We start from the raw sequence: 19,713 nt of genomic DNA on the forward strand, positions 1-19,713 counted from the left end.
TCGTGCCAGGCCGCACCGACGGCCCGGCAGGACGGCTCAGTAGCCGCGGTACTGCTGTGGGTTGCCGTACGGATCCTGGTAGGGAGCCGCGGCGGGGCGGGGCGCGGCGGGACGCATCGCCTCGTAGCCGGCGCCGCCCGCCATCGGGCGCATCGGCTGCGGCTGCTGCTGGCCGGGATAGCCCCGGGGCGCGGAGGCCTGCTGCGGGATGTAGGCGGCGGGCGCCTGCTGCAGCGGAGCAGGCTGCTGCGCCTGCGGATAGCCGTAGGAGGGCTGGGAGGGGCCCGCCGGGAGGGCGGGCAGGGCCGACGGCAGGGCCGGCAGGCTGCTCGGCATGTCGTAGGCGGCGGGGACCCGGATCGGGGCGATCTGCGGGGTGCCCCGCTCGGCGACGAGCCTGTCGTAGATCGGGGTGTCCGGGAAGGCGGAGTAGTAGCCACCGCCATAAGTGGAGCGGGGGGAGGTCATGGCACATAAGTTAAGCCCACGATGTGCTGGTTGGGGAGACCGATAAGAGGGTTGTTTTCCGTGTCCGCAGTGACCTGGGATCCCCAATGCGAGCGAACTCGTCAAAAAGGGGCGGCGGCCGAGGTTGTGATCCGGTAAAGGCCAAGTTCCGGGCGGGTTACCGGCGGGTCGGGCTGTTGTCGCCCCGCGCCTTTCACGGGACTTCGACGCCGGGGGGATTAGGTTGGGTGAGGGCGGGCCGAAGGCTGCCGGAACCGGATGGGCTCGGTGACACGTGATGGGGGCGGACATGCCAATGTCGAAAGGGTCGAACACGCCGGTGCCGGAAACGGCGCTGCGGGTGGAACTGGGCTGGCGATCCGGCCCCGGCGTGCCCGACGCGGACGCCTCGGCGCTGCTGCTCGTGGGCGGCAAGGTCCGCTCGGACGGCGACTTCGTCTTCTACAACCAGCCGGCCCACTCCTCCGGCGCCGTGCGCCACGAGGGCAAGCGGGACGTCGGTGGCCGGGTCACCGACACGCTGCTCGTCGACCTCGCGCGCGTGGAGCGATCGATCGAGACCGTCGTCCTCGCCGCCTCCGCCGACGGCGGCACGTTCGGACAGGTCCCGGACCTGTACATCGAGGTCCGCGAGGCCGCCCAGAACACCGTCGTCGCCCGCTTCGACAGCGCCGGCGCCACGGTCGAAACCGCTTTCGTGCTCGGCGAGTTCTACCGCCGCAACGGTGTGTGGAAGTTCCGTGCCGTCGGCCAGGGCTACGGCAGCGGACTCGAAGGTCTCGCCACCGACTTCGGCATCACCGTGGACGAGCCGCAGCGCGCGGCAGCCGTCTCCCCGCCCCTGCCCCCGGCCCCGCCGCCGCCCCCCGTCGCGGCGTCCGTGCCGATGCCACCGCCTTCCGGCCCCCCGGCCCCTCTCCCGCCGCCCCCGCCCACCGCACCGGTACGGCTGTCCAAGGTCACCCTCACCAAGGCGGCACCCGCCGTCTCCCTCGCCAAACAGGGCGGCACCTCGGGTGCCCTGCGCGTGAACCTCAACTGGCAGGTCCGCAAGCAGTTCTCGGGATGGGGCAGCAAGCGGGGCGAGGCCGTCGCCCTGCACGCCGACCTCGACCTCGACCTGTGCGCCCTGTACGAACTCACCGACGGCAGCAAGGGAGTCGTCCAGGCACTCGGCAACGCCTTCGGCTCCCTGCACCGTCCGCCGTACATCCACCTCGACGGCGACGACCGCACGGGCGCCGTCGAGAGCGGTGAGAACCTCACCGTCAACCTCGACCACCGGCAGTCGTTCCGGCGGATCCTCGTCTTCGTGACCATCTACGAGGGCGCGCGTTCCTTCGCCGACCTGCACGCCACGGTCACCCTGCAACCGCAGTACGGCGCCCCGGTCGACTTCTCCCTGGACGAGTGCACGGTGCCGTCCACGGTCTGCGCCCTCGCCCTGATCACCAACACCGGCAACGACCTGGTCGTCCAGCGCGAGGCGCGCTACCTGGTGCCCGAACGCGGGGTCAGCCCGCAGCGGACCATCGACCGCGCCTACGGGTGGGGCATGAACTGGACTCCTGGCCGCAAGTAGCCGCTCAGCCTTTGTCGGGCACCGTGTCCGGGCGGGCGTAGGTGCGGCCCTTCCACGCGGCGCCACGGCCGCGGTAGTGCTGTACCGCCGAGTCGACCGTCATGAGGAGGTACAGGAACGCGGTGAACGGCAGGAGGGGAGCCAGCCAGGGCGGCTGGCGGTAGTAGCGGAGCATCGGCAGATACGTGCCCGTCATCACCAGCCACGCCAGGCCACCGGCCCCCGCCGCCGGAAGGTTCCCGGTCGCCGGACCCACGACCAGGGTCACCGGCGGCACCAGGTACACCAGGACCAGTCCGAGCACCGTACCGAGCAGCAGCAGCGGGTTGTGCCGCAGCTGCGCGTACGCGCTGCGGGACACCATCCGCCACAGGTCGTGCAGCCGGGGGTAGGGGCGCACGCTGTCGACCTTCTCGGCCAGCCCCAGCCAGATGTGCCCACCGCCGCCCTTGACGGTCCGCGCCAGCGCCACGTCGTCGATGACGGCGTGCCGGATGGCGTCCGGGATGCGCGCCCGCTCGGCGGTCCGGGCGCGCAGCAGGACGCAGCCCCCCGCAGCGGCCGCCGTACGGGCGCCCTTCCTGCCGATCCGGCGGAAGGGGTAGAGCTGGGCGAAGAAGTAGACGAACGCCGGTACGACCAGCCGCTCCCACAGGCTCTCCACCCGCAGCCGGGCCATCTGCGACACGACGTCGAAGCCGCCGGTCCGGGCCGCCGCGACCAGCTCGCGCAGACTGTCCGGCGCGTGGGCGATGTCCGCGTCCGTCAGCAGCAGGTACTCGGGTCCACGCGCGCGTGCCAGAGCGATGCCGTGCCGCACGGCCCATAGTTTGCCGGTCCAGCCGGCCGGCGGTTCTCCCGGTGAGGCGACGGTCAGCGGCAGACCGCCGTGCTCGCGAGCCAGTTCACGGGCGAGCTCCCCGGTACCGTCCGAACTGCCGTCGTCGACGAGGAAGACCTCGGCCCGCCCCGGATAGTCCTGCGCGAGCAGCGACGGCAGACTCCCGGGCAGCACGGCCGCCTCGTCACGCGCCGGGACCACCACGCACACCGGCGGCCAGTCGCCTGGATCCTCCCGGCGCGGCAGTCTGACGTCCGTGCGCCAGAAGAAGCCCTGGCAGAGCAGCAGCCACAGCCAGGCGGCGAGGGAGACGGCGGCGATCCAATCGATGGCGCTCACCCGCGCAGTCTGCCCCACGCCACCGGCCCCCAAGGGCTCATCGTCTATCGTGGCCGGGTGAAGATCGCGCTCATGGACTCCGGAATCGGTCTGCTGGCGGCCACCGCCGCGGTACGTCGTCTTCGCCCCGACGCGGATCTCGTCCTCTCCCTGGACCCTGATGGAATGCCCTGGGGTCCGCGTACCCCTGAGGACCTGACCGGACGGGCCCTCGCGGTCGCCGAGGCCGCCGCCGCGCACCGGCCCGAGGCCCTGATCGTCGGCTGCAACACCGCCACCGTGCACGCGCTGCCCGCGCTGCGCGCCCGCCTGGAGCCGGAGCTGCCCGTCATCGGCACCGTCCCGGCGATCAAGCCCGCGGCGTCCGGTGGCGGTCCCCTCGCGATCTGGGCGACCCCCGCCACCACCGGCAGCCCCTACCAGCGCGACCTGATCGCGCGGTTCGCCGACGGGGTCCGCGTCACCGAGGTGCCCTGCCCCGGGCTGGCCGAGGCAGTGGAGCACGCCGACGAGGCCGCCATCGCCGCCGCCGTCACCGCGGCCGCCGCGCTCACCCCCGACGACGTCACCACCGTCGTCCTGGGCTGCACGCACTACGAACTCGTCGCCGAGCGCATCCGCGCGGCCGTCCAGCAGCCGGGCCGGCCGCCCCTCGTCCTGCACGGCTCGGCGGGCGCCGTGGCCGCGCAGGCGCTGCGCCGCCTCGGCAGTCGGCCCCTCCCCGACGCCCCGGCCACCGGCACGCTCACCGTGCTGCTGAGCGGACGCGAGGGCGCCCTCCCGACGCCCGCGCTCGCTTACGAGGAAGGCCGGATCCTCCAGGCGGTCAGCCCCGCGCGGTGACCCTCGGTCCGCGGTGCCCGTCCGGCCCAGTCACTCTCCGCGACCCGGTACCACCGCAGCGAAACCTGAGTAACCTCATGGGTATGAGGGACCACCCCCACGGCGAGCACGCCAAGCACCCCGACGTCTGGACCGGACGCGCCACCAACCGCGCCCAGTGGCTGCTCGCGCTCGGCGGGGCCGCCTTCATGGCGCTCGGCATCGAACTCGCCGTCGACTCCGCCTGGAACTCCGGCATCGCCCCGCTCGTGATGTCCGTCGTCGGGTGCATCCTGGCCGGACTGCTGGTCCTGTTCGGCACCCTCGCCTTCGTGCACGTGGACCTCAGGCTGGACAAGGAGTCCCTGGAGGTGCGCTGCGGGCACATCGGTGTCCCGCGCCGCCGTATCCCCCTCGACCATGTCGCGGGCGCCGAGTTCGCCCCGCACGTCACCCCGCGTCAGTGGGGCGGCTGGGGCTACCGCTGGCGGCCCGAGAAGGGCACCGCGGTCGTCGTACGACGTGGTGAGGGCGTGGTGCTGCGCCTGTGGGACGGCCACACGTTCACCATCACCGTGGACAACGCGGAGGCGGCGGTACGGGTCATCCGCGACCGACTGCGGCCGGGCAGGCCATAGTCTGTATTCACTCTGTATTCACCAGCACCGATTTCACGGCGTCAGCCGGTCACGGCGCGGTCCTACGGCGCTCTCCAGCCGGGGCGGCTCCTCGGTCAGCGGCCGGGCCGTCGCCAGGCCCGCCAGGAGCCCGGCGCCCAACGGGACGGCGGTGAAGCTCAGAGCGTTGCCGACCGCCGCGATGGCGGTCACGGCCGTCAGGGCCGCGCCCGCGCTGAGCACGACGGGGGTGGGGCGCGCGGAGCGCCACAGCGTGTACAGGATCCAGTAGAAGGTGACCGCAAGAAGGACGACGCCGACGACACCCTGTTCCGCCGCCTGTTGCAGCAGCGCCGAGTGCGGTTTGCTGTCCGAGAGCAGCGCGGGGTCGGCGGTCGTCGCCGCCTCGCCGAAACGGCCCGGGCCCACTCCCACGGCGGCGTTGCGGCGCGCCAGGTGCAGGGCCGCGCGCCACAGCTCGACGCGGTGCCGGGTGAGCCCGCCCTCCAGCGACGCGGCGAGGCCGCCCGGCAGCCTGCCGCCGGCCACCGCCAGGACCGCGCCGCCCATGACGACCGCCGCGGCGGCCAGACCCGCGATGCCCACCGCGCGGCTGCGCATCCGCCGGGCGGCGAGCGAGCACAGCAGGACGGCGGCACAGGCGACAAACGCGCTGACCGAGCCGAGCGTGATCGCGGCCACCGTGATCCCGGCCGCGAGTGAGCCCAGCGCGAACCGTGCCACCGGGGCCTCGGCGGCCCAGGCGGCACAGCAGGCGGCGCCGGCACACAGGGTCAGTACGGCCGCGGTGGCGCCCGCGTGTCCCAGCGGTGCGACGATCTGCGGTCCCGGCGTCAGCCGCGGTACCGCCACCGAAAGGCCGAGCCCGGCCAGTGCCGCGGCGCACGGCGCCGCGACCGGGAGCAGCGCCCCGCAGATGCGTCCCGCCGCATAGCCGGCGGCCACCGCCAGCACCGCCAACAGCACGCCCTCAGGGCGTCCCTCGTGCACCGCCCCCGTGATCAGCGACCACGTGGCGCAGGCACCGAGCACCACGACGCCCGCCGCGTCCGAAACGTTTCGTCTGTCGCCGTCCTCCCCAGGACCGGCACCGGACGTCGTCCCCGCTGAACCCACCCCGCCCCCCGAAACCGACCGAAGCCCCCCGGACCTCGCACGGTAACGGCTGGTGGGCGTTTTGTGGATGAGTTGGGCCGAGTTGCGCAGGAACGATGCTGCAGACGCACCGCGTCACCCCGTGCTGCCATCCGGACCGAACTGTCCGTGTCAAGGTCACCCGCCGTACACTCCCGGGGTGACCGTCACCGCAACCTCCGTGGACGAGTCGGACCAGCTGCGACCGCAGCCCGCGCCCGCCTCGCGCACGGCGCGCCTCGTACGCCTCGTCCCGGCCCTCGTCGCCGCGCTCTGCGGAGTGCTGCTCTACGTCAGCTTCCCGCCGCGCACCCTGTGGTGGCTGGCCCTGCCGGCCTTCGCCGGCTTCGGCTGGGTACTGCGCGGGCGCAGCTGGAAGGCGGCCCTCGCCCTCGGCTACCTCTTCGGTCTCGGCTTCCTGCTGCCGCTGCTGGTGTGGACCGGCGTGGAGGTCGGCCCGGTGCCGTGGATCGCGCTGGCCGCTATCGAGGCGATCTTCATAGCCCTGGTCGGCGTGGGTGTGGCGGCGGTCTCCCGGCTGCCCGCCTGGCCGGTGTGGGCTGCCGCACTGTGGATCGCGGGCGAGGCCGCACGCGCGCGCGTGCCCTTCCACGGCTTCCCCTGGGGCAAGATCGCCTTCGGTCAGGCCGACGGCGTCTTCCTGCCGCTCGCCGCGGTGGGCGGCACCCCGGCCCTCGGCTTCGGGGTCGTCCTGTGCGGCTTCGGGCTGTACGAGGCCGTCCGCCTGGTGGTCGAGGGGCGCAGGACGCGGGCCGTGCAGCGGTCGGCGGCGGCCGTGGCCCTGCTGAGCGTGGCCGTCCCCGTGGCGGGCGCGGTGGCCGCCCAGGCCCTGGTCAGCGACAAGGCCGAGAACGGCTACGCCACCGTCGCCCTGATCCAGGGCAACGTGCCCCGCTCCGGCCTTGAGTTCAACGCCCAGCGCCGGGCTGTGCTCGACTACCACGCGCGGGAAACGCTGCGGCTGGCCGCCGACGTCAAGGCCGGCCGGACGCCGAGGCCCGACTTCGTGCTGTGGCCGGAGAACTCCTCCGACGTCGACCCCTTCGCCAACGCCGACGCCTACGCCGTGATCGACGGCGCAGCCAAGGCGATCGGCGCGCCCATCTCGGTCGGCGGGGTCGTCGAGCGGGACGGCAAGTGGTGGAACGAGCAGATCCTGTGGGACCCGAAGAAGGGCCCCACCGACACCTACGACAAGCGGCAGATCCAGCCGTTCGGCGAGTACCTGCCGCTGCGCGGTCTCATCGGCGCGATCAACAGCCACTGGACGTCGATGGTCCACCAGGACTTCAGCCGGGGCACCAAGCCCGGCGTGTTCGCCATGGACCCCGCCAAGGTCGGCCTGGTCACCTGCTACGAGGCCGCCTTCGACTGGGCGGTGCGCTCGGAGGTCACCGACGGCGCGCAGCTGATCTCCGTGCCGAGCAACAACGCGACCTTCGACCGCAGCGAGATGACCTACCAGCAGCTCGCCATGTCCCGGGTGCGGGCCGTCGAGCACAGTCGCAGCGTCACCGTGCCGGTCACCAGCGGCGTCAGCGCGATCATCATGCCCGACGGGAAGATCACCCAGAGGACCGGCATGTTCGTCCCCGCCTACCTGGTCCAGAAGGTGCCGCTGCGCTCTTCGGAGACGCCGGCCACCAAGCTGGGCATCCTGCCGGAGATCGCCCTGATGCTGGTCGCCGCGGGCGGTCTGGGTTGGGCGATCGGGGCCGGGGTGCGCGGGTGGCGCCGCGGGGGAGCGGACACGGCCAGCTAGGGTCGGCCTCATGGCTACCCCTGACTTCATCCGTGATCTGCGGTCCTCCATCGGCCATCAGTTGCTGTGGCTGCCGGGTGTCAGCGTCGTCGTCCTCGACGACGAGGGCAGGGTGCTGCTCAACCGCCGCTCCGACAACGGCAAGTGGTCGCTCATCGGCGGCATCCCGGAACCGGGGGAGCAGCCCGCGGCCTGCGCGGTGCGCGAGGTGCAGGAGGAGACGGGAGTGCACTGTGTCGTCGAGCGGGTGCTCCTCGTCCAGGCACTGAAGCCCGTCACCTACGACAACGGCGACACCTGCCAGTACATGGACATCTCGCTGCGCTGCCGGGCCGTCGGCGGCGAGGCCCGGGTCAACGACGACGAGTCGCTGGAGGTGGGGTGGTTCGAGGTCGACGCCCTGCCGGAGCTGAACGAATACGCGCTGTTCCGGATCAAGCAGGCGCTGTCGGACGCACCCACATGGTTTGACCCCACTACATCCGGGTGAAGTATGGGCTGCGACCACATGTGGTCCGGTACCCGCCCTGCCTAGGGTCGTTCCATGACCCCGCCCAGCGCCGCTCCCGCCCCCCACACCCCCTCCCTCGACCTCGGCGGGCGCACCGCCCTGGTCACCGGCGCCGCCGGGGGCATCGGCCGCGCCTGCGCGCTGCGGCTCGCGGCAGCCGGGGCCGAGGTCAGAGCGGTCGACCGGGACGAGGCGGGCCTGGAAGCGCTGACCGGGCTGGCGGAGGGCCTGGCCGGCACGGTCGAGTCGCACGTCCTCGACCTCACCGACCTCGACGCCGCCGAACAGGCCGCCGCGGGCACCGACGTCCTGGTCAACAACGCCGGACTGCAGCTGGTCCGCCCCATCGAGGAGTTCCCGCCCGACGTCTTCCACACCGTCCTCACCGTGATGCTGGAGGCGCCGTTCCGGCTCATCCGCGGCGCCCTGCCCCACATGTACGGCCAAGGGTGGGGCCGGATCGTCAACATCTCCTCGGTGCACGGGCTGCGCGCCTCCGCCTACAAGTCGGCCTATGTGGCCGCCAAACACGGTCTGGAGGGCCTGTCCAAGACCGCGGCCCTCGAGGGCGCACCCCACGGCGTCACCTCGAACTGTGTGAACCCCGGCTATGTGCGCACCCCCCTGGTCGAACAGCAGCTCGCCGACCAGGCGCAGGCCCACGGCATCCCCGAGGAGCGGGTGCTGACCGAGGTGCTCCTGCAGGACAGCGCAGTCAAACGGCTCGTCGAACCGGAGGAGGTCGCCGAGGCCGTCGCGTACCTGTGCGGCCCGCAGTCGTCCTTCGTGACCGGCACCTCCCTCGTCCTCGACGGCGGCTGGACCGCCCACTGAGCAGGCCCGAAGCCAGGTCGGCCCGAGTTGTCCACAGGGCTGACGGGGTGAACGTGCGATGGGGAATCCTGTGAGCATGTCCCGCGATCACGTGCAGTCCGCCGAGCACGCCGACGGCCGAACGCCGGTGGCCGCGCCCACCGAGACACCGTTCCTGGAACTGCTGGCCAGGGGCGCGTCCGCCGACGCCTACGAGCAGCCCGTGCTGCTGGCCCGCGCCGCGGGGGCACCCGCCGAGACCGTCGACGCCCTCGAGCACGCCAAGCAACTCGCACTGCGGGTCCGCGCGGAACTGGAGGGGCGGCGCCGGCGGGAGGCGGAGCTGTCCGCGCTGTTCGAGACCGCCCACGACCTGGCGGGCCTGCGCGACCTGGACTCCGTCCTGCGGGCGATCGTCCAGCGCGCCCGCTCGCTGCTGGGCACGGACGTCGCCTACCTCAGCCTGAACGACCCGCTGCGCGGCGACACCTACATGCGGGTGACGGAGGGCTCGGTCGCCGCCCGCTTCCAGCAGCTGCGGATCGGCATGGGGGAGGGGCTCGGCGGCCTCGTGGCCCAGACCGCCCGCCCCTATGTCACCGACGACTACTTCAAGGACGGCCGCTTCCAGCACACCCACGCGATCGACGCCGGTGTGCGCGACGAGGGCCTGGTCGCGATCCTCGGCGTGCCCCTCATGCTGGGCCACCACGTCATCGGCGTGCTGTTCGCCGCGGACCGGCGTGCCCGGGTCTTCGAGCGGGAGCAGATCGCCCTGCTCGGTTCCTTCGCCGCGCTCGCCGCAGCCGCCATCGACACCGCGAACCTCCTCACCGAGACCCGTTCCGCCCTCGCGGGCCTCGAGCGGGCCAACGAGATCATCCGGGACCGCAGCGCGGTCATCGAGCGTGCCTCCGACGTCCACGACCGGCTCACGGAACTCGTGCTGCGCGGCGGCGGGGTGCACGACGTGGCCGCGGCCGTCTCCCAGGTCCTCGACGGCACCGTCGAGTTCACGGAGTCCGACGACACACCGTCGGCACCACTGGAGACCTCCCGGGCCGAAGGGCACGCCGTGCGCCACGGGGACGACTGGATCGCCGCCGTGGCCGCCGGCGGTGAACTCCTCGGCGCGCTCGTCCTGCGCGGCCACCCCGGGCTCGACCCCGTCGACCAGCTCACCCTGGAGCGCGCCGCGACGGTCACCTCGCTGCTTCTGCTCGCCAGACGGTCCGCCGCCGAGGCCGAACAACGCGTCCGCGGCGAACTGCTGGACGACCTCCTGGACGCCCGCGACCGCGATCCGCGCCTGCTGCGCGAGCGAGCCGCACGCCTGCGTGCCGACCTCGACGCCACCCATGTCGTGCTCGCCGCCCGGCTCGGCGGCCCCACCGCGGACGCCGAGCAGGAGGCCGACGCCCGACGGCGCCTGTGGTCCGCCGCCTCCCACCTCGCCGCCACCCGGCACGGCCTGGCTGCCGCCCGCGACGGCGGCACGGTCCTCCTCCTGCCGCTGCGGACCGGCGACACCGCCACCGGCCTGGCCCGCCGCACCGCCCGCCACCTGGGCACGGCCGTCCACGAAGCGGTCACCGTCGGTGCCTCGGCTCCCGTAGGGGACCTCGCCGCTCACCCCGATGCCGTCGCCGCCGCCTACGCCGAGGGCCGGCGCTGCCTCGAGGCCCTGCGCCTGCTCGGCCGCGCCGGTGACGGAGCCGCCGCAGCGGACTTCGGCTTCCTCGGTCTGCTGCTCGCCGGCGACCGGGACATCGCGGGTTTTGTCGACCGCACCATCGGCCAGGTCGTCGCCTACGACGAGCGCCGCGGAACCGACCTGGTCCGCACTCTCGACGCGTACTTCACCTGCGGCATGAGCCCCGCCCGCACCAAGGACGAACTCCACGTCCACGTCAACACCGTCGCCCAGCGCCTCGAGCGCGTGGGCCGCCTCCTCGGCGACGACTGGCAGACCCCCGCTCGCACCCTGGAGATCCAACTCGCCCTGCGCCTGCACCGTTTGGCGGCGGCCTGACAGCGCCGGCCCCCCGTACACGAGCGCATGTACGGGGGGCGGCACAGGCGGGCTCAGACGGGCCGGGCGTCCGCCGAGGGCGCCGGCGCCGACCGGGCCTCACCGGAGGACCCGAGGTCGGCGAGGTCTCGTCGCCGCGTCTCCTTCGCCACCCCCACGGCGACCACCGTCAGGACGGCCGCGGCGATGACGTACAGGGCGATCGGCGTGGAGCTGCCGTAGTCGGACAGCAGTGCCGTGGCGATCAGCGGCGCGGGCGCGCCGGCCGCGACGGAGGCGAACTGGGCGCCGATGGAGGCGCCGGAGTAGCGCATCCTCGTCGCGAACATCTCGGAGAAGAAGGCGGCCTGGGGCGCGTACATCGCCCCGTGCAGGACCAGGCCCACCGTCACGGCGAGGACCAGGTCGCCGAAGCCGCCGGTGTCGACGAGCGAGAAGAAGGGGAACATCCACAGGCCGACGCCCACGGCGCCCAGCAGATACACCGGCCGCCGTCCCACCCGGTCCGAGAGCGCGCCCCAGGCGGGGATGACCGCGAAGTGCACGGCCGAGGCGATCAGTACGGCGTTGAGCGCGGTCTGCTTGGAGACGCCGGCCGAGGTGGTGGCGTAGACGAGGATGAACGCGGTGATGACGTAGTAGCTGATGTTCTCGGCCATGCGGGCGCCCATCGCCACCAGCACGTCGCGCCAGTGGTGGCGCAGCACCGACACGAGCGGCAGCCTCTCGGCCTCACCGTCGCGGGCCGCCCTGCGGGCCTCGGCCCGCGCCAACGCCTCGCGGAAGACAGGCGATTCATCGACAGAGAGACGAATCCACAGACCGACGGCCACCAGCACCCCGGACAGCAGGAACGGAATCCGCCAGCCCCACGAGCCGAAGGCGGCGTCGGAGAGCAGCGCCGTCAGCAGGGAGAGCACGCCGGTCGCGAGCAACTGGCCGGCGGGCGCCCCGGTCTGGGGCCAGGACGCCCAGAAGCCGCGGCGCCGCGCGTCCCCGTGCTCGGACACCAGCAGCACGGCCCCGCCCCATTCGCCGCCGAGTGCGAAGCCCTGGACGAGCCGCAGGGTGGTGAGCAGCACGGGAGCGGCGGTGCCGACCGTCGCGTGGGTGGGCAGCAGCCCGATCGCGAACGTCGCGCCGCCCATCAGCAGCAGGCTGACCACCAGCAGTTTCTTGCGGCCGATCCGGTCGCCGTAGTGCCCGAAGACCAGGGCGCCCAGCGGGCGGGCGGCGAATCCGACGGCGTACGTCAGAAACGACAGCAGCGTGCCGACCATGGGGTCGGAGTCCGGGAAGAACAGCTTGTTGAAGACGAGCGCGGCGGCGGAACCGTACAGGAAGAAGTCGTACCACTCGATGGTGGTGCCGATGAGGCTGGCGGCGACGATGCGCTTGAGGTTGCCGGGTGGTGGTGCGGTGGTTGCGGAGGCCATGTGCGCCACTTCCTCGTGTGCGGTGGGGACGGGTGGGTGTCGGCACACCGTAGGAAGGCGCAGGTCAGGCGGACATGTGGTGGGGCACCATAGTTGTGAGGTGGGCGGTGTAGGCCGGTACGTTCGGCGTGCGGGGACCACGTCATCGGCGGCGCGCGGCGTTGAGTCGTGCCGCCTGGCGGGTCAGGTGGTCGCGTTCGGCGAGGTTGGGGGCCTTGAGAGCGGCCTCCGCGTAGAGCCGGGCCGCCGTCGCCATGTCGCCGTCGCGTTCGTGAAGGTGGGCCGCCACCGCCGTGTGGCGGGGCAGTGAGGCGTCCAGCTCCGCCAGCGCGGCGAGCCCGGCGCGCGGCCCGTCCGCCTCGCCGACGGCGACCGCGCGGTTGAGGCGGGCGACGGGGCTGCCGGTCAGGCGGACGAGTTCGTCGTACCACTCGACGATCTGCACCCAGTCGGTCTCCTCGGCGCTGGGCGCGTCCGCGTGCAGGGCCGCGACGGCGGCCTGGGCCTGGAACTCGCCCAGCCGGTCGCGGGCGAGGGCCCCCTGGAGGATCGCGACGCCCTCGGCGATCAACCCGGTGTCCCACCGGCCGCGGTCCTGCTCGGCGAGCGGCACCAGGCTGCCGTCGGGCGCGGTCCGGGCGGCGCGCCGGGCGTGGTGCAGCAGCATGAGGGCGAGCAGCCCCGCCACCTCGGGATGGTCGATGCCGGCGGCGAGCTGCCGGGTGAGCCGGATGGCCTCGGCGGCGAGGTCGACGTCGCCCGAGTACCCCTCGTTGAAGACCAGGTAGAGCACGCGCAGCACGGTGGCGACGTCGCCGGGCTGGTCGAACCGGACGCCGGAGACCGTGCGCTTGGCCCGGCTGATGCGCTGTGCCATGGTCGCCTCCGGCACCAGGTAGGCCTGGGCGATCTGATGGGTGGTGAGCCCGCCGACGGCGCGCAGGGTGAGCGCGACGGCGGACGAGGGCGTGAGCGACGGGTGGGCGCACAGGAAGTAGAGCTGGAGCGTGTCGTCCACGTCCGAAACGGATCCGGACGGTGGCTCCTCGTCCAGACGGTCCTCACGCCGGCGACGCGCGCTGTCCGCGCGGGTCTGGTCGAGGAACTTCCGCCAGGCCACGGTGACCAGCCAGCCCTTCGGGTCCCGAGGCGGGTCGGCCGGCCAGACGCGCACCGCTTCGAGCAGGGCCTCCTGTACGGCGTCCTCGGCCGCCGCGAAATCGGCTCCGCGGCGGACGAGGACGGTCAGGACACTCGGTGTGAGGCTGCGCAGCAGTGCCTCATCCATGAAGCAGGCACTCCGTGACCGTGGGACGCGCGTGCAGGAACGGTCGCAGCTCCAGCCACTCGTGGATCGGCTTCCCGCCCGCCCCGGGCGCCGCCGACAGCTCCCCGGCCAGCTCGACGGCGCGCTCGTGGCTGTCGACATCGATGATCATCCAGCCGGCGATGAGGTCCTTGGTCTCGGCGAACGGGCCGTCGGTGACCGGCGGGCGCCCCTCACCGCCGTACTGGACCCACGTCCCCTCGGGGGCGAGCGCCTGGCTGTCGACGAACTCGCCGGTCTTCTCCAGGCGGGCCGCGAAGTCGTTCATGTACTGCACGTGCGCCGAGATCTCCTCCGGCGTCCACTGGTCCATCGGTACGTCGTTCACGGAAGCCGGGGCGCCTCGGTAGTGCTTGAGCAGCAGGTACTTGGCCATCGTGGTCTCCTCGGTGCTGGTGCGACCCATTGTGGTCGCGTTCACCTCGGGGACGGAGCGGGCCACGGGTTCTCGACATCCTCCGGGGAAGATTTTTCCGGCCCGCGCCCCGCGACCGCGGTCACGGAGCGCGGGCCGGCTTCACCGCGTCATCCGGTGGGGGCGGTGCGGATGGCGGCGATGTCGAATTGGAGGCGGACTTTCTCGCTCACCATGGCTCCGCCCTCGGCCAGTTTCGCGTTGTAGGTCAGACCCCATTCGGAACGATTGATCGTCGTGGTGCCGTCGAATCCGACGCGGTCATAACCGAAGGGGTCGGTGACCTGTCCTATGTAGGTGAGTTCCAGTACGACCGGACGCGTTGCGGCCTTGATCGTGAGGTCGCCGGTCATGCGGTAGACATCGTTGCCGTCGACCTCGACGGCGGTGCTCCGGAACTTCATGCTGGGGTAGGTGCGGGCGTCCAGGAAGTCCCGCCCGACCAGGTGTGCGTCGCGCTGTTCCACGCCGGTGTCGACGCTGGCCGTGGACAGCACGATCTCGGCCTGCGAGCGGGCGGGATCGCGGCCGTCGAAGAAGAGCCTGCTCCGGTACTCGGTGAACGCGCCGCGCACCGTGGTGACCATGGCGTGCCGGACGGAGAAACCGATCCGGCTGTGCGCCGGGTCGATCATCCATTCTCCGGTCAGGGAGGCGAGCGAGGGGTCGGCCGGGCCGGCGGTGGGGGAGAAGGCCGGTGCGTGTGCGGAGGACGGTGAAGCTGCGGGGGGAGCCGGGCGGCGCAGGGACGCAGCGCGGGTGAACAAGTTCATGCTTCACGTGATTACTTGAAGAAAGTTATTGCCGCAAGCCCGCTTCAGGCCCAGTACCTGCCCGAACATAATCCACACATATTCGCCACGGAATCGGTTCGCGGCAGGAATGTCTGATTCGGCGATATCCGTCAGGGCTCGCGGTGTTCGTGTGCCGCTTGCTCCAATTCCGCCGCCTCCGCCTCGCCCAGCCGGGCCTCCGCGGCCACGTCGATGGAGCGGGTGAACAGCCAGTACAGGACGGCGGCCACCGGCAGACCGACGAACAGGGAGATGTCCGCTCCGCCGAGGGAGTGCGCGACCGGGCCGGTGTACAGGGTGCCCACCGAGAAGAACGGCACCATGACAGCGAAGCCCACCAGATAGGCGATGATGCCGTGCCAGCCCCAGCGCCCGTAGATTCCGCGCGGGTTGAAGATCTCGGCGATGGCGTAGTGGCCACGGCGCACGACGTAGTAGTCCATCAGGTTGACCGCGGTCCACGGGATGAACAGATAGAGGACCAGCAGCAGGAAGTTGTTGAAGTTCGCGAGGAAGTTGGACGTCGCGGCCAGTGCGCCGACCAGCGAGAGCGCCGCGGTGAGACCGATCGTCACCAGCCGTACGCTCAGCGTCGGGCGCACCCGTCTGATCGAGTCGACGGCGCTGATCAACGTGAGCGAGCCGCCGTACATGTTCAGCGCGGTGACGGAGACCAGGCCCAGGACGGCGAAGAGCAGCACGATCGCGCCGAAGCCGGTGAACACCTTGTCGCCCGCCGCGTTGATCGACTTGATCGTGTCGAAGTCCTTGCCCGCCCAGGCCGCCAGCAGCGCGCCGAGCACCATCAGCCAGATGCCGCCGAGGGCGGAGCCGAAGTAGGTCCAGTAGAAGGTCTTGCGGACCGTGACGTCCGGGGGGAGGTAGCGCGAGTAGTCCGAGACGTAGATCGCCCAGCTGATCTGGTAGCCGGCGACCACGCCGAACTGCGCCAGGAACGGTGTCCACTTGAAGGCACCGAGGTCGAAGGAGCCGGCCGGGTAGTGCAGGGTGACCAGGACACCGACGGTGAAGATCCCGAAGACGACCAGGAAGGTGTACGTCAGGAACTGCTCGGCCCGGTGGATGACGTCGTAGCCGACCAGCGCGATGACCAGTGCGACGACGGTGACCACGACCACCCACAGCTTCACGCCGCCGTGCACGGTGGTGTGCATGGCCTCGCCGGCGAGGATGGTGTTGAAGACGTTGAAGCCCGCGTACTGGATGTAGGCGAACAGCCACACCAGCAGGGCGCCGATGTAACCGAACTGGGGCCGCGACTGGATCATCTGCGGCAGGCCCAGCTGGGGGCCCTGGGCGGAGTGGAAGGCCATGAAGAAGGTGCCGAGGACGGTGCCGGCGACGATCGCGATCAGCGACCAGATCAGGTTGCCGCCCTCGGTGATGCTGATCAGGCCCACGGCCAGGGTCGCGATCTGGGCGTTCGACATGAACCACAGCGGGCCGAGGTGCCAGAGCTTGCCGTGGCGCTCGTCCAGCGGGACGTAGTCGATGGAACGTATCTCCAGGCCCGACACCCTTGGTTCCGACGTTGTGGTCACGGCGCCTCCAGAGTGCTCCCCCACCCCTGTGGCCGGATTCATTCCCCCGGAATGGTCTGGCCAAAGGTCATATTGCCGACCCTTGACCAGACAGTCGGCCCAGGTCAGGCGGCCGGGCCCGGGAACGTCGGGTACTCCACACCGGAGACGTGCTGGACGACCCGGATGACCTGGCAGGAGTAGCCGAACTCGTTGTCGTACCAGAGGTAGAGGATGGCGTTGTCGCCCTCCACCTTGGTGGCGCCCGCGTCGATGATCGAGGCGTGTCGCGAGCCGATGAAGTCGCTGGAGACCGCGTCGGGGGCGGTGGTGAAGTCGATCTGGCGCTTGAGCGGCGAGGTCAGCGAGACCTTGCGGAGGTGGTCGAGGACCTCCTCGCGGTCGGTCGGCCGGGCCAGTTGCAGGTTCAGGATCGCGATCGAGACGTCCGGCACCGGGACCCGGATCGAGCTGCCGGTGATCCGGGCCTGGAGGCCGGGCAGCGCCTTGGTGACGGCGGAGGCGGCGCCGGTCTCGGTGATGACCATGTTCAGCGGCGCCGAACGGCCACGGCGGTCGGCCTTGTGGTGGTTGTCCAGCAGGTTCTGGTCGTTGGTGAAGGAGTGCACGGTCTCCACGTGGCCGCGCAGCACGCCGTACTCGTCGTCCATTGCCTTCAGCGGCGGCACGATCGCGTTGGTGGTGCAGGAGGCGCAGGACAGGATCTGCTCGTCCGGCTTGATCGTGTCGTGGTTGACGCCGTGCACGATGTTCGGGACGTCGCCCTTGCCCGGCGCGGTCAGCACGACCTTGTCGATGCCGGGACGCAGATGCTGGGACAGGCCCTCGCGGTCGCGCCACTTGCCGGTGTTGTCGATCAGGATGGCGTTGCTGATGCCGTACGCCGTGTAGTCGACCTCGGACGGGTGGTTCGCGTAGATCACCTTGATCGCGTTGCCGTTGGCGAAGATGGTGCTCGATTCCTCGTCCACGGTGATCGTGCCCTGGAACTGGCCGTGGATGGAGTCCCGGCGCAGCAGCGAGGCCCGCTTGACGAGATCTTCGGGGGCCCGATCGCCGCCTCCGCGCACCACGATGGCGCGCAGCCTGAGGCCGTTGCCGGAGCCCGCCTTCTCGATGAGCAGGCGGGCGACCAGGCGGCCGATGCGGCCGAAGCCGTAGAGGACGACGTCGCGGCCGACGCCTCCCTCGATCTTGTTGGCGCCGGTGGCCCCGGCGACCGCCTCCGCGGTGAAGGCCGCCACCGTCAGACCCCGGGTGTCGTCCTTGTACGTGGCGGCCAGCATGCCGATGTCGATCTGCGAGGGGCCGAGGTCGAGCGTCGTCAGTGCCTCGAGGAACGGCAGGGTCTCGGTGACCGAGAGCTCCTCGCCGGCGATCTGCCGGGCGAAGCGGTGGGTCTTGAGGATGCTCACCACCGACTTGTTCACCAGGGAGCGGCTGTGCAGCAGGACGGTGACGTCCCGCTCGCGGTGGAGCTTTCCGATGATCGGGATCATCGACTCCGCGATCTCCTCGCGGGTCTTCCAGTTGGTGAACGAGTCGTCGTTGAGGGTCACTGATCCATCTTTCGAGCTAGGCGGCGCTCATATGTTAAACCTTTCGTGTTTCGATCCGTCGAACGGGGGTGCCAGGGGGTGAACCAGGAGTGAATCGAGACGATCCGGCTCCCCGTCCGTACCTCACGGTCATGGGGGCCTGCCCGCCCCGCCGACCGCCACCGGAACCGATCGAGGGACCAACACCATGAACGCAACCGCAGCCATCGGCGTGACCGGCCTGGGTGTGATGGGCCGTAACCTGGCGCGCAACTTCGCCCGCCGCGGGTACACCGTCGCCGTCCACAACCGCACGGTGGGCCGCACGCGCGCGCTGATGGAGGTGTACGGCGACGAGGGGTCCTTCGTCGCCGCCGAGACGGCCGAGGAGTTCGTCGCCGCCCTCGAACGCCCCCGCCGCCTGATGATCATGGTGCAGGCCGGCGCCGCCACCGACGCGGTCATCGACGAGTTCGTGCCGCTCCTGGAGCCCGGCGACATGATCATCGACGGCGGCAACGCCCACTTCGCCGACACCCGCCGCCGCGAGGCCGCCCTGCGCGAGCGCGGCCTGCACTTCGTCGGCGCCGGCGTCTCCGGCGGCGAGGAGGGCGCCCTGGAGGGACCGTCCATCATGGTCGGCGGCTCGGCGGAGGCGTACGACGTGCTCGGGCCCATGTTCGAGACCATCAGCGCCAAGGTCGACGGCGAGCCCTGCGCCGCCCACATCGGCAGCGACGGCGCCGGCCACTTCGTCAAGATGGTCCACAACGGCATCGAGTACGCCGACATGCAGCTCATCGCCGAGGCGTACGACCTGCTGCGCCAGGTGGCCGGATACACTCCGGCCGAGATCGCGGAGGTCTTCCGGGGCTGGAACGCCGGCCGCCTCGGCTCCTACCTGGTCGAGATCACCGCCGAGGTCCTCGCCCACACGGACCCGGAGACCGGCGCGCCCTTCGTCGACATCGTGGCCGACGCCGCGGGCCAGAAGGGCACAGGGCGCTGGACCGTGCAGACCGCGCTCGACCTCGCCTCACCGGTCACCGCCATCGCCCAGGCCACCTTCGCCCGCGCCGCCTCCGGCCAGAGCGAACTGCGCGCCGCCTACGCGGGCCTGCCCGGCGGCACCCGGCCGCACCTCAGCCGTACCGAGGCCGAACGCTTCGCCTCCCAGGTCGAACACGCCCTGTACGCGTCCAAGGTGATCGCCTACGACCAGGGCTGGAAGATGATCCAGGACGCGGCCGCCGAGTACGGCTGGAAGATCGACCTCGGCACGGTCGCCCGCATCTGGCGCGGCGGCTGCATCATCCGCGCCTCCTTCCTCGACCGCATCCGCGCCGCCTATGCCTTCGACCGTGAACTGGTCAGCCTGCTGGGCGAGATGGAGTTCGCCATGGAGATCACCGACGCACAGGTGCCCTGGCGGGAGACGGTCGCCTCCGCCGCCCGCCGCGGCATCCCCGTGCCCGCGTTCTCCGCCGCCCTCGCCCACTATGACACCCTGCGCGCCGGCCGCCTGCCCGCCGCCCTCCTGCAGGGCCAGCGTGACTACTTCGGCGCCCACACCTACCGGCGCACCGACCGCCCCGGCGCCTTCCACACCCACTGGGCCGCCCCGGAGCGCCACGAGACCCCCGCCTGACGCACACCGGGCGTGACCATCGGGCGGAAC

At 71.6% G+C, this 19,713-nt stretch carries 17 protein-coding genes; 8 read left to right on the forward strand and 9 right to left on the reverse strand.

What is annotated here, in order from left to right:
• Positions 1 to 36: 36 nt before the first annotated feature.
• Positions 37 to 468, reverse strand: coding sequence for a DUF6643 family protein (locus ACIRVK_RS33620; protein ID WP_404253853.1), 432 nt, complete (start codon positions 466 to 468; stop codon positions 37 to 39).
• A 295-nt stretch (positions 469 to 763) separates the two neighbouring features.
• Between ACIRVK_RS33620 and ACIRVK_RS33625 the strand changes: the two genes are divergently transcribed.
• Entirely contained in the window at positions 764 to 2,050 is a 1,287-nt protein-coding gene (locus ACIRVK_RS33625; RefSeq protein WP_404253965.1) for a TerD family protein, read from the forward strand.
• Positions 2,051 to 2,054: 4 nt separating this feature from the next.
• Here ACIRVK_RS33625 and ACIRVK_RS33630 read toward each other — a convergent pair whose 3' ends face one another.
• Positions 2,055 to 3,248, reverse strand: coding sequence for a glycosyltransferase (locus ACIRVK_RS33630; protein ID WP_404253855.1), 1,194 nt, complete (start codon positions 3,246 to 3,248; stop codon positions 2,055 to 2,057).
• A gap of 39 nt (positions 3,249 to 3,287) precedes the next feature.
• On the opposite strand from ACIRVK_RS33630, the gene ACIRVK_RS33635 reads away from it, so the two are divergent.
• Both ACIRVK_RS33635 and ACIRVK_RS33640 read left to right on the forward strand, forming a co-directional pair.
• A complete protein-coding gene (locus tag ACIRVK_RS33635) occupies positions 3,288 to 4,073 on the forward strand; it encodes a glutamate racemase (RefSeq protein WP_404253857.1) in 786 nt (261 codons plus the stop codon).
• A gap of 83 nt (positions 4,074 to 4,156) precedes the next feature.
• Positions 4,157 to 4,690: a hypothetical protein gene (locus ACIRVK_RS33640; protein ID WP_404253859.1), complete on the forward strand. Its 534-nt coding sequence runs from the start codon at positions 4,157 to 4,159 to the stop codon at positions 4,688 to 4,690.
• A gap of 33 nt (positions 4,691 to 4,723) precedes the next feature.
• Here the strand turns inward: ACIRVK_RS33640 and ACIRVK_RS33645 are convergent, their stop codons facing one another.
• Positions 4,724 to 5,725: an O-antigen ligase family protein gene (locus tag ACIRVK_RS33645; RefSeq protein WP_404253861.1), complete on the reverse strand. Its 1,002-nt coding sequence runs from the start codon at positions 5,723 to 5,725 to the stop codon at positions 4,724 to 4,726.
• 259 nt (positions 5,726 to 5,984) lie between these two features.
• Here ACIRVK_RS33645 and lnt point away from each other — a divergent pair, with 259 nt between their 5' ends.
• The 4 genes from lnt (at position 5,985) to ACIRVK_RS33665 (ending at position 10,963) form a co-directional block, all read left to right on the forward strand.
• Positions 5,985 to 7,607 (forward strand): apolipoprotein N-acyltransferase, encoded by a 1,623-nt coding sequence (lnt, locus tag ACIRVK_RS33650; RefSeq protein WP_404253863.1) that lies wholly within the window; start codon positions 5,985 to 5,987, stop codon positions 7,605 to 7,607.
• 10 nt (positions 7,608 to 7,617) lie between these two features.
• Entirely contained in the window at positions 7,618 to 8,097 is a 480-nt protein-coding gene (locus ACIRVK_RS33655) for an NUDIX hydrolase (RefSeq protein ID WP_404253865.1), read from the forward strand.
• Between the two features lie 54 nt (positions 8,098 to 8,151).
• Complete coding sequence (locus ACIRVK_RS33660) at positions 8,152 to 8,952, forward strand: 3-hydroxybutyrate dehydrogenase (RefSeq protein ID WP_404253867.1); 801 nt, start codon at positions 8,152 to 8,154, stop codon at positions 8,950 to 8,952.
• A 76-nt stretch (positions 8,953 to 9,028) separates the two neighbouring features.
• Positions 9,029 to 10,963 (forward strand): helix-turn-helix domain-containing protein, encoded by a 1,935-nt coding sequence (locus ACIRVK_RS33665; RefSeq protein ID WP_404253869.1) that lies wholly within the window; start codon positions 9,029 to 9,031, stop codon positions 10,961 to 10,963.
• Between the two features lie 53 nt (positions 10,964 to 11,016).
• On the opposite strand, the gene ACIRVK_RS33670 is transcribed toward ACIRVK_RS33665, so the two are convergent.
• The 6 genes from ACIRVK_RS33670 to ACIRVK_RS33695 form a co-directional block, all read right to left on the reverse strand.
• A complete protein-coding gene (locus tag ACIRVK_RS33670; RefSeq protein ID WP_404253871.1) occupies positions 11,017 to 12,399 on the reverse strand; it encodes an MFS transporter in 1,383 nt (460 codons plus the stop codon).
• Positions 12,400 to 12,541: 142 nt separating this feature from the next.
• Entirely contained in the window at positions 12,542 to 13,687 is a 1,146-nt protein-coding gene (locus ACIRVK_RS33675) for an RNA polymerase sigma factor (protein ID WP_404253873.1), read from the reverse strand.
• Entirely contained in the window at positions 13,680 to 14,102 is a 423-nt protein-coding gene (locus ACIRVK_RS33680; protein ID WP_404253967.1) for a YciI family protein, read from the reverse strand. Before ACIRVK_RS33680 ends, ACIRVK_RS33675 begins: the two co-directional genes overlap by 8 nt.
• 149 nt (positions 14,103 to 14,251) lie before the next feature.
• Positions 14,252 to 14,914 carry a YceI family protein gene (locus ACIRVK_RS33685; RefSeq protein WP_404253875.1) on the reverse strand — a complete coding sequence of 221 codons (663 nt, stop codon included), beginning with the start codon at positions 14,912 to 14,914 and terminating at the stop codon, positions 14,252 to 14,254.
• 131 nt (positions 14,915 to 15,045) lie between these two features.
• The gene (locus tag ACIRVK_RS33690) at positions 15,046 to 16,497 is read right to left on the reverse strand and encodes a purine-cytosine permease family protein (protein ID WP_404253877.1); all 1,452 of its coding nucleotides are present in this window, start codon (positions 16,495 to 16,497) and stop codon (positions 15,046 to 15,048) included.
• A gap of 104 nt (positions 16,498 to 16,601) precedes the next feature.
• Positions 16,602 to 18,056 carry a glyceraldehyde-3-phosphate dehydrogenase gene (locus ACIRVK_RS33695; RefSeq protein ID WP_404253879.1) on the reverse strand — a complete coding sequence of 485 codons (1,455 nt, stop codon included), beginning with the start codon at positions 18,054 to 18,056 and terminating at the stop codon, positions 16,602 to 16,604.
• Positions 18,057 to 18,243: 187 nt separating this feature from the next.
• Here ACIRVK_RS33695 and gndA point away from each other — a divergent pair, with 187 nt between their 5' ends.
• Positions 18,244 to 19,683, forward strand: a complete 1,440-nt coding sequence (gndA, locus tag ACIRVK_RS33700) for an NADP-dependent phosphogluconate dehydrogenase (RefSeq protein ID WP_404253881.1) — start codon at positions 18,244 to 18,246, stop codon at positions 19,681 to 19,683.
• Positions 19,684 to 19,713: the final 30 nt, after the last annotated feature.

The organism is Streptomyces sp. NPDC101152 (genome assembly GCF_044768275.1).
GTDB lineage: Bacteria > Actinomycetota > Actinomycetes > Streptomycetales > Streptomycetaceae > Streptomyces.